This is a genomic window from Micromonospora sp. CNZ296 (assembly GCF_007827635.1).
Map to the genome: position 1 here is coordinate 1 of NZ_VISW01000049.1, position 10155 is coordinate 10155.

Annotated in this window: 8 protein-coding genes and 1 pseudogene; 6 read left to right on the forward strand and 3 right to left on the reverse strand. The window is 70.0% G+C overall.

Features of this window, described 5'->3' with window-relative positions; all coding sequences use genetic code 11:
* Positions 1-98: 98 nt before the first annotated feature.
* Positions 99-368: pseudogene (locus FB455_RS33755) on the forward strand (transposase family protein); the annotation flags it as partial.
* A 125-nt stretch (positions 369-493) separates the two neighbouring features.
* Here the strand turns inward: FB455_RS33755 and FB455_RS33760 are convergent.
* Entirely contained in the window at positions 494-796 is a 303-nt protein-coding gene (locus FB455_RS33760; protein ID WP_082931039.1) for a nucleotidyltransferase family protein, read from the reverse strand.
* 206 nt (positions 797-1002) lie between these two features.
* Between FB455_RS33760 and FB455_RS33765 the strand changes: the two genes are divergently transcribed.
* The 4 genes from FB455_RS33765 to FB455_RS33780 all read left to right on the forward strand — a co-directional run bounded on the left by FB455_RS33765 (position 1003) and on the right by FB455_RS33780 (position 5260).
* On the forward strand, positions 1003-2013 hold the full coding sequence (locus FB455_RS33765; RefSeq protein ID WP_030274996.1) for a mechanosensitive ion channel family protein: 1011 nt from the start codon (positions 1003-1005) through the stop codon (positions 2011-2013).
* 93 nt (positions 2014-2106) lie between these two features.
* The gene (locus FB455_RS33770; protein ID WP_091331579.1) at positions 2107-3477 is read left to right on the forward strand and encodes a cytochrome ubiquinol oxidase subunit I; all 1371 of its coding nucleotides are present in this window, start codon (positions 2107-2109) and stop codon (positions 3475-3477) included.
* Positions 3474-4493: a cytochrome d ubiquinol oxidase subunit II gene (locus FB455_RS33775; protein ID WP_030275000.1), complete on the forward strand. Its 1020-nt coding sequence runs from the start codon at positions 3474-3476 to the stop codon at positions 4491-4493. The genes FB455_RS33770 and FB455_RS33775 overlap by 4 nt, the downstream gene beginning before the upstream one ends.
* Positions 4490-5260, forward strand: coding sequence for a hypothetical protein (locus FB455_RS33780; RefSeq protein ID WP_030275002.1), 771 nt, complete (start codon positions 4490-4492; stop codon positions 5258-5260). The genes FB455_RS33775 and FB455_RS33780 overlap by 4 nt, the downstream gene beginning before the upstream one ends.
* 345 nt (positions 5261-5605) lie before the next feature.
* Here the strand turns inward: FB455_RS33780 and FB455_RS33785 are convergent, their stop codons facing one another.
* On the reverse strand, positions 5606-8083 hold the full coding sequence (locus FB455_RS33785; RefSeq protein WP_030275004.1) for an ATP-dependent Clp protease ATP-binding subunit: 2478 nt from the start codon (positions 8081-8083) through the stop codon (positions 5606-5608).
* 601 nt (positions 8084-8684) lie between these two features.
* Here FB455_RS33785 and FB455_RS33790 point away from each other — a divergent pair.
* The gene (locus FB455_RS33790) at positions 8685-9341 is read left to right on the forward strand and encodes a DUF1345 domain-containing protein (RefSeq protein ID WP_230650317.1); all 657 of its coding nucleotides are present in this window, start codon (positions 8685-8687) and stop codon (positions 9339-9341) included.
* Here the strand turns inward: FB455_RS33790 and FB455_RS33795 are convergent.
* Positions 9336-9752 carry a VOC family protein gene (locus tag FB455_RS33795; RefSeq protein WP_051611529.1) on the reverse strand — a complete coding sequence of 139 codons (417 nt, stop codon included), beginning with the start codon at positions 9750-9752 and terminating at the stop codon, positions 9336-9338. The genes FB455_RS33790 and FB455_RS33795 overlap by 6 nt on opposite strands.
* Positions 9753-10155 lie beyond the last annotated feature (403 nt).

Below are 10155 nucleotides of genomic sequence, written 5' to 3' on the forward strand. Positions count from 1 at the left end.
GGGCCATGATCCACGTCATGGTCACCCGCCTGGCCCGACACACGAAACCGGCCCAGGCAACCCACACCTGAGCCGGAATCTCAAACACTCACTAAAAGCTGGCCGGCCGACCGGTCATGGCAGACGGCGCCTACCGCGGCAATCCTGAGGTAATCATCCCGTACCGCAAGCCCGCTGACGGCAGTGATCTGCCCGAGTGGAAGGCGGACCTGAACAAGCAGGATCGCTCGGTCCGAGCGCAGGTCGAACACGCCCTGGCCCGCATGAAATGCTTCAAGATCCTGCGCGACTACCGCCGCGCCGCCCACACATTGGCCGACACCGCATCCGGCATCGCCCACCTCCACAACATCATCCTGGCCGGCTGATCCAGGAACCGTTGCGCGGCAACGCCATCACCGAGTTACGAGACATCCTTAGACGCACTCACATGTCGCAACGGGGCACCCTGCGATTAGCAGGTCGACTCGGGCAGCGGGCTTCGAGCGCCGGGTCACATCACGACGCGGACACCAGGCCAGCGTTCGGTGGGGCGGTGGCGGGCGAGTCGCCGCCGGGAGATCTCCGCGCTGGCCCTGGCCGGGTTGCGCCGCCACACCCCATCGAGCAGATCGTCGGGGCCGTGGGGCGCGCATACCGTGATCTGGTCATGCGCGTCGAGGCGTACGGCCACGGCGGTGGCGTACTCGGGCCAGGTGGCAATGGCATCGGCGACGGTCCGCAACGGCGCCACCGGACCTCCGCCGAACTTGGCCGGGTACCAGGTGTGCACCGCGGCCTGGTTTTTGCCTCCCACGGCGGATTCGGCTAGCGCGGATGATCACGGGCGACCTCCTCGCCACCCGAGCCCCGGGCGGCGGCGCCGCGTGCCGCGGCCGCCGGGGGACTTCGGCCGGTCGCGATGTACGCCCGGCGATCGGCCGTCTCGTGACACGCTGCCGTGGGGACGACCCGGACGGGAGCGGAAGTAATGACCATCGGTATCGCGGTGAACGGCAGCTGATGGGCCGAGCGGTGATCATGCTGGCCGCGGTGGCGGCGGCCGTGCTGGTGGACGTGCTCAGCGGCGTACTCGTCAACCGGATCGCCCATGGTCGCTACAAATGGCTGCTGGCGCCGCTGCGCCAGGCCTGCCGCCGCCCGACGACCGCCGTTCTGCTACTCGCTGGCCTCTACGCCGCGCTGCCGGGAGGGCCGGGCCGGTGGCTGCGCGAGGGCCGGCACGCCATCCTGTTGCTGCTGATCGGCAGCGTCGCCTTGCTGGTGGTCAGGGCGCTGCACGTCGCCGAGATCGTGGCGTTCAGCCGGCTGCCGGCCGGGGTGATGGCCGACCGTCGGATCCGCCGCACCCGCACCCAGATCCGGCCGGTGCGACGGTTGACCTCGACGGCGGTCACGATCGTCGCGATCGGTCTGATCATGACCACCTTCGAGCCGATACGCCTGTTCGGCATCTCGGTGCTCACCTCGGCCGGTGTGATCGGCGCCGTGATCGGCCTGTCCGCCCGGACCGCGCTGGGCAACGCCTTCGCCGGCATCCAGGTCGCCTTCGCGGACGGCCTCTACATCGGTGACGTGCTCGTCATCGACGGCGAGTGGGGTCGCGTCGAGGAGGTGAAACTGACTAACGTGGTGATCCGGCTCTGGGACGACCGCCGGCTCATCCTGCCCACGACCTACTTCACCGAGCGCCCGTTCCAGAACTGGACGCGACACGAGACCCGGGTGGTCGGCAAGGTCCAGATCCACGTCGACCACACCGCCAACCTGGACGACCTGCGCGTCGAGGCGCAGCGCCTGATCGAGGCGTCGCCGCTGTGGGACCGGCATCAGTGGGTGCTTCAGATGGTCGATGCCAACCCGCAGACCGTCGTCATCCAGATCCAGGCGTCCGCCGCCGACGGGCCGAGCGCCTGGGACCTCCGCTGCGACCTGCGCGAGGCGATGGTTCGCTACCTGCGGGAGAAGCACCCGCAGTGGCTGCCCCGCACCCGCAGCGAGTACAAGCCCTGATTCCGCGCCCGGGATGCGGCATTCGCGTTGCCGACCAGCAGCCGGGCCGTTAGACCACCATAGGGCTGACACGCAACGAAGGTGGGGAACCCGATGCTGGTTGACCTGCTCGCCCAGGACGCCGCCCCGGGAGACCTCATGGCGGCGCGGGTGCAGATGGCCCTGTCCCTGGGCTGGCACATCGTGATCGCCTCGTTCGGCGTCGGCATGCCGGCGGTCACCGTCTTCGCCGAGTGGCGCGGTCTGCGCACCGGGGACCCGACCTTCACCCGGCTGGCGCACCGCTGGGCCAAGGCGATGGGCGTGCTGTTCGCGGTCGGCGCGGTGTCGGGGACCATCCTGTCGTTCGAGATGGGGCTGCTCTGGCCCGGCCTGATGGGCCGCTTCGGCGACGTGATCGGCCTGCCGTTCGCGATGGAGGGCATCGCGTTCTTCGTCGAGGCCATCTTCGTCGGGATCTACCTGTACGCCTGGGACCGGGTGCCACCCCGGGTGCACCTGCTCTCCGGACTGCCGGTCTGTGTCGCGGGCGTGGCGTCCGCGTTCTTCGTGGTGTCGGCAAACGCCTGGATGAACCAGCCCCGCGGCTTCGACCTGGTCTCCGGCGAGGTCACCGACGTCAGGCCGTGGCAGGCGATGTTCAACCCGGCGACGCCGCCGCAGACCCTGCACATGATCGTCGCGGCGTTCATGGTGACCGGCTTCGGCATCGCCAGCGTCTACGCGGTGGCCCTGCTGCGCGGCCGCCGGGACCGCTACCACCGGCTCGGCTTCGCCATCCCGTTCACCGTCGCTGCAGTGCTCTCCCCGGTGCAGGTCGTGGTCGGCGACTGGGCGGCGCACTTCGTCGCGGAGTACCAGCCCACCAAGCTCGCCGCGATGGAGGGGCTGGCCCGCACCGAGGCCGGCGCGCCGCTCTCGCTCGGCGGCGTCTACGTCGACGGGGAACTGCGGTACGCAGTCGAGGTGCCCAACGCCCTGTCGCTGCTGGCCAGGTGGGATCCGGACGCCGTGGTCATGGGCCTGGACCAGGTGCCCGACGATCAGGAGCCACCGGTGACGGTGGTCAAGTGGGCGTTCCAGCTGATGGTGGCCATCGGCTTCGGGCTGGTAGCGCTTTCCGCCTGGTGGGCGCTTGCGTGGTGGCGGCGTCGGGGTCCGCCGCGCTCGCCGTGGTTCCTGCGGGCCGCCGCCCTGTCCGGGGTCGCCGCCGCCGTCGCGGTCGAGGCCGGCTGGGTCGTCACCGAGGTCGGGCGGCAACCCTGGATCGTGTACGGCGTGCTGCGCACCGCCGAGGCGGTAAATCCGGCGCCGGGCCTGGCCACCGGCCTGGCCCTGGTCGCCGCCGTCTACGCGGTGCTCACCGTCGCCACCGTCGCGGTTCTGTGGCGGATGGCCTGCCACCGCGACGAGCCGGTCGCTCCGCAGGAGGGCGTACCCGAACCGGTGGACAGCGGCCGATGACCGTCGTCGACGTCCTGCTCGGGGTGCTGCTGGCCGGTCTGACGCTCTACACCCTGCTCGCCGGCGCGGACTTCGGCGCCGGGATCTGGGACCTCCTCGCCGGCGGGGCGCGCCGCGGCGCAGCCCGCCGGGAACTGATCGCGCACTCGATCGGCCCGGTGTGGGAGGCCAACCACGTCTGGCTGATCCTGGTGATCACCCTGTTCTGGACCACCTTTCCGCCCGCGTTCGCCGCGTTCGCCTCCACCCTTTACATCCCGCTGACCCTGGCCGCCCTGGGCATCATCGGTCGTGGCGCGGCCTTCGCCTTCCGCAAGGCCAGTCACACCCTCACCGAGCAACGCCTCTACGGCGCCACCTTCGCGCTCTCCTCGGTGGCCACCCCGTTCTTCCTCGGCTCGATCGTCGGCGCAGTCGCCTCCGGTCGCGTCCCACCCGGCATCGCCGAGGGTGACATCTGGCGCAGCTGGCTCAATCCCACCTCCATCTACGGCGGACTGCTCGCGATCGGCGTGTGCGCGTACCTCGCCGCGGTCTACCTCATCCACGACGCGCGCCGCGCCGGTGCCGCCGACCTGGTGGCCCAGTTCCGCCGCCGCGCCCTGGTCACCGGCATAGTGGTGGGCGTCGGCGCGGCGGCCGGGCTGGCCGTCGTCGCCGCCGACGCGCCGGACCTTTTCGCCGATCTTCGGGGCCGGGCGCTCGCGTTGGTGCTGCTCTCGTTCGCCGCGGGGCTCGGGTCGCTGGTGCTGATCGCCACCGGCCGCTACCGGGCGGTGCGGGTGACCGCGGCCCTCGCGGTCGCGGCCGTCCTCTGGGCCTGGGGCGCCGCCCAGTACCCAGACCTGCTGCCGCCCGACCTGACCGTCACCGAGGCGGCCGGTGATCCCACCGTGCTCGCCACGGTGCTCGCCGTCCTCGCGGTCGGAGCGCTGCTGCTGGCGCCCTCCCTGCTCTGGCTGTTCGGCATCTTCCAGCGCTCCAAGCCGGCCGCCGGCAACCCACCGCCCCGGTGACGCTCACCCGGGCGGGCAGCCTGTGGGCGGCGCTGGCGGCGGCGGTGGCGCTGGGAGCCCTGCACCTTCTCGCGCCGGCCATCCGCCGGAGACTGCCGGTGCCCACCCACGCGGCGACGTCCCTCGGTGGCGGCATCGCCGCCGCGTACGTGTTCCTCTACCTGCTGCCGCGCCTCGCGGAGGGCAACCAGGCGGTGGCCCACGTCCTGGAGGAGGAGATCAGGCCCACCCCGGCCCGCGGATTCGTGCTGTTCCTCGTCGCGCTGGTCGGCTTCTTCACGTTCTACGCCCTGGAACGTGTCACCCACCGCTCGCAGCAGCGCCGGCAAGAGCCCACCCGGCTGGTCTTCGGGTTCCAGCTCGGCTTCTTCGCCCTGTACAGCGGCCTGATCACGTACACCCTGGCGACTAAGCTGGACGCGGGGCTCGGGCCGGCGGTGCTGTTCGCCGTCGCCATGGGGCTGCACGTGCTGGCCACCGACGGCGTCCTGGCCGAGCACTTCCCGGTCAGCCTCACCACCGGGTGGCGCCTCGTCCTGGTCGCCGGCGCCGCTGGCGGCTGGGTGACCGCGGTCGCCGTCCAGCCCACCGGCGTGCTGATGAACGTGCTCACCGCCTTCCTGGGTGGCGGGATCCTGCTCAACATTTTCGTCGACGAACTGGCCCCCGAAAGGCACTCCAGCTTCACCTGGTTCACCATCGGCCTGGCCGCCTACTCCGGCCTGCTCGCCTTCGCGACCTTCACCACCGACGTCGGCGCTGCCTGAGGACGATCACCGGCCGCCTCCAGACGGCCAGCCGGTGATGGCGGCCGGTTGTCAGCGACTGACCGTCACGTCGACCGGTCCGGCGCTCACGGTGCCGTCATTCAGTGGGGTGCAGCGGATGCCGCCCGTGCGGCGCAGCGCCTTCTACGCATTGGGGGCCGATGGCGACGTCCTTCAGGCACAGGGGGTTGGCCGGGCGGTTGTCCCGCAGGCTGACCGGCCTGCGCCGGCGTCGTCGTCAAGCCCTCCCAGCACGGCCGCGGTTTGGATGATCTGCTGCAACAACTCGCCGGGGTGGAGCCCCCGGGACACACCGCGACGGCTCGCCGAGCTGCTCGTCGGGTGTCACGTGCCAGCCGGTACGGCGGCGGGCCGGACCGAGAGGTCGAGCTCGCCGCCGACGACATTGACATCGATGGTGTCGCCCGGATTCGCCCCGTCCTCGAGCAGCAGGGTCGACAGCCGGTCTTCCAACTCGCGCTGGATGCTGCGCCGCAGTGGCCGCGCCCCGTACTCGGGCTGGTAGCCCCGGTTGGCCAGCCACTGCGTGGCGTCCGGGCTGATCTCGAGGTTGATGTTCTGTGCGTGCAACCGACGGCGGGTGCGGTCCAGCAGCAGGCCGGTGATCTCAAGGAGCTGGTCCCGGTCCAGGCCGGTGAAGACGATGATCTCGTCGATCCGGTTGAGGAATTCCGGCCGGAACCGCTGCCCCAGCAGCCCCATCAGTTCCTCGCGCTGGTCGTTGACCGGACGCCCTGCCGCCTGCGCGGCCAGAATGCGGTCCGCGCCGATGTTGCTCGTCATGATCAGGATGGTGTTGCTGAAATCGACCGTGCGACCCTGCGCGTCGGTGAGGCGACCGTCGTCGAGCACCTGCAGCAGCGCGTTGAACACATCCGCATGCGCCTTCTCCACCTCGTCGAAGAGCAGCACCGAGTATGGCCGGCGCCGGACCGCCTCGGTGAGCTGACCGGCCTCCTCGTACCCGACGTAGCCCGGGGGCGCTCCGACCAGCCGGCTGACCGTGTGCTGCTCCTGGAACTCGCTCATGTCGAAGCGGATCATGCTGGACTCGTCGCCGAAGAGCGCCGCGGCGAGGGCTCTGGCCAGTTCAGTCTTGCCGACGCCGGTGGGTCCGAGGAAGAGGAACGACCCGTCGGGTCGCTGGGGGTCACTCAGCCCGGAACGCGATCGGCGTACGGCGGCCGCCACAGCCCGTACGGCCTCGTGCTGGCCGACCACGCGCTCGTGCAGTTGCTCCTCGATGCGCCTCAGCCTCTGCTTCTCCACCTCCGTGAGCTGGGTGACGGGAACACCGGTACGGCGGCTGACCACCTCGGCGATGTCGCTCATATGCACCTCGGGCACCGGAGGCGTGCCCTCCTGCGCCGCCGCCAGATCCCGCTCTGCCGCACCGATCTCGGCTTTCAGCGCACCCGCGCGTTGATAATCCTCGTTCGCCACCGCGCTGTCCTTCTCCCGGCGCAGCTGGGACAGCCGCCTTTCGATCTCCTTCTTGTCCGGAGCCGGGGTGCGGGAACGAAGCCGGACCCGGGCCCCCGCCTGGTCGAGCAGGTCGATGGCCTTGTCCGGCAGAAACCGGTCGGTGATGTAACGGTGGGACAGTTCAGCCGCGGCGTCCAGCGCTTCGTCCGTGTAGCGCACCTGATGGTGCGCCTCGTACCGGTCACGTATGCCCTTGAGGATCGCGACGGTGTCCTCCACGCTCGGCTCCGACACCAGGATCGGCTGGAACCGGCGCTCCAGCGCAGGATCCTTCTCGATGTAGCGACGGTACTCGTTCAGTGTCGTCGCACCGACCACGTGCAGTTCGCCGCGGGCCAGGGCGGGCTTGAGCATGTTGCCGGCATCCATCGCCCCCTCGCCACCGCCGCCCGCGCCGACAACGGTGTGCAGTTCGTCGATGAAGAGGATCAGCCCGTCCTCGCCCGACGTCACCTCCTGGATCACGTTCTTCAGGCGCTCTTCGAACTCACCGCGGTACTTGGTGCCCGCCACCATCCCGGACAGGTCGAGTGCGACCACACGCCGGTTGGCCAGGGTTTCGGGCACCTCGTCGTTGACGATGCGCTGCGCGATGCCCTCGACGATCGCCGTCTTGCCGACGCCCGGCTCGCCGGTGAGCACCGGATTGTTCTTCGTACGCCGGGAGAGCACTTCGATCGTGTCGTCGATCTCGTCATCACGGCCGACGACCGGATCGAGCCGACCGGCCCGGGCGTCCTCGGTGAGGTCCCGCCCGTACTGGTCAAGGGTGGGGGTGCTGCTGGCTCCGCGCCCGTCGGCACCGCCCGCCGGCGGCGTGGGCCCGGTGACGGCCCCACCGAGCGCCCGCAACGCCCGGCCCGCGGTCGTCTCCGGGTTCGCGGCGATGCCGAGCAGGAGGTGTTCGGGGCCGATGTACGTCGCGCCGGACCGTCGCGACTCGCGGTGCGCGTCGAGCAGGGCGCGCTTCGCCGCCGGCGCGAGCGGAGGCGTGTCCTCGCGTGGCCTGCCCTTGGGGACGGCCGACTCTATCTGGCGGGCCAGGTCGTCGGGGTCGGCGCCGCTCGCGCCGAGCATCCGGCGGGTGGGGTCGGCCTGGGCTGCGGCCCACAGCAGGTGCTCGACATTGAGGTACGGGCTGCCCCACTCCGTAGCCTGCTCGGCTGCCCGTTGCAGCAGTTGCCGCGACTCGGTGGAGAGCAGCCGGGACAGGTCGACCCGCTCCACCGGACGTCCCGCGAACGGGTCTCCGCCGAAGAACCGACTGATCAAGTCGTCCAAGGAGCCGCCAGGGATGCGGAACGCGTCGAGCGACATCTCATACCCTTTCTGCCGGTGGGGTGGGTCCTCGGCACAGGCCCACCTGAACGCTACGCACCTTTCGCCCACAGAGTTGGCCTTTATGGGTTTCTGGGGAGGCCAGGGTTTGTACTCGCTGCGGGTGCAGGGCAGCCACTGAGGGTGGTTGTCGCGGAGGTCGCACCGGAGCGTCCCAGGCGCTGGGCCCCGTCGGCGCCTGCGGCCTGCCCACCATCGGATCGGCGCCTTGACCGGCAGGCCGGGAGGCGCGGGACCCCGGTACCCGCGGACCCTGCGGTCTGCCCTCACGAGCGCTGCGTTGTTACCGGTGGACTTGACCCAGGCGTCCGGCAGGCGTCCGAGTTTGGCCATCGGCGGGGGACCGAATTGCGCTCAGTGTTCCGACAGCACCACGCTCTCCGCCGTCTTGCGCCCCAGACATCTCCGCCGAGTTCGGGCGGCGAAGGCGTGATCGAAAGGCGGCGGTGTACTTGCGGTCGCGGATGAGGAACCCTCCCCGCAGCACACCGGCCACCCCGCCCCACCCTCGATGCGGCCCGATCCGGTGATGGCTCCGGGTTTCCGCTGGCCGGCCCGGTTGATCCGGAACGCTGAACGGGTGGAGCAGCGATCGGGACGTGCGCCGGGACGCCTGCTGTCCGTCAGGCGTGCGCTGTGGTCGTTGGCCGCCGGTGTCGTCGCCGGCACGGCCACCGCGCTCGTCGGGGCGCCGGAGCTGACGCCGCTGGTGGTCTGGACGATCGCGGCGGGCACGATCCTCGTTTGGGTGTGGCGGGCCTGCTGGTCGGCGAGCCCGAAGCGTACCGAGCAGCTTGCCGAGGCGGAGCAGCACTCCCGTTCCACCGACTCGGCGATCCTGATCGCGTCCGTTGCCAGTCTCGCCGCCGTGGCCGAGGCGCTCGTGCGCGCCTCGAACCAGCATGACGCAGTGGCAGTCACGCTGGTGATCCTCAGCGTCATCGCGGTGGTCCTGGCGTGGGCGCTGGTGAACACGGTCTTCGCGTTGAAGTACGCCCGGCTGTGCTACCGCGACGACGGCGGTGGCATCGACTTCAAGCGGGAAGATCCACCGGCGTACGCCGACTTCGCGTACATCGCCTTCACGGTCGGCATGTCCTATGCCCCGGGCGAGAACGAACCGACGAGTAACCACATGCGCCGGATCGCGCTCGGGCACGCACTGCTCTCGTACACCTTCGGAACCGGCATCCTGGCCGTCGCCGTCAACCTGGTCACCAACCTTGGTCAGTCATGACCCACCCCGCAGCACATGAAAGAACTTCCAGGCATACCCGTATGGGTCCTCGACCTCGACGTACCGCTCGCCCCACGCAGCATCCAGTGGGCCAGCCCCGATCACGCAGCCCGCGATGCGGCAACTCCGGGCCATCTCATCAACGTCTTCTACCTCGATGCCGATGACCATGCCCAGACCGCGCGGCCCTGCCAACGTCTGACGCTCCCGCGCACTGTCGGGAAACGGCATGCCCACTAACGCATCGACCAGCAGCTGCAATGGACCCCGGCGCAGGATAGCCATCAGCACCTTGCCATCCCGACCCGGCACGGTTCCGACCGGTACGAAACCGAAGCCTTCGTAAAACGACGCAGCCGCGCCCACGTCCTCGACCCGCAACCCGACCCGCACCGGAGGCTCACCACTCACAGTAGCGACCCTACCGAACGCCCCGACCGCGCGGAATCCAACCTGACCTTTCAAGATCTGTAACGGCACCTCTCTGCATCAAGGCGTTGGCAACAGAGGTCTCCGTGTCACGGATCATGGTGCGGCAGACGACGTCCGCGAGGCGGCGTTTCAGGCAGCGCGTCGCTTTGTGGGTTTGCCAGCGCCCGTTCAACCACCCCGCAAGGCGGGAGTGGGTGGCACCTCGAAGCTCAGCCACGATCACGGCGGAACACAGGCGGGTAACGGGCGTTGAGCGTCATCGAAAAGCACCAAGGCTAGTACGGCAGGCCGTTCGGGATCATGGCTGGAGTTCGAGGTTGAGGCGTCGGGTGTAGTGGGCTTGGCGGGCTCGGGCTTGATGCTGGCGCCGCCAGTCTGACCA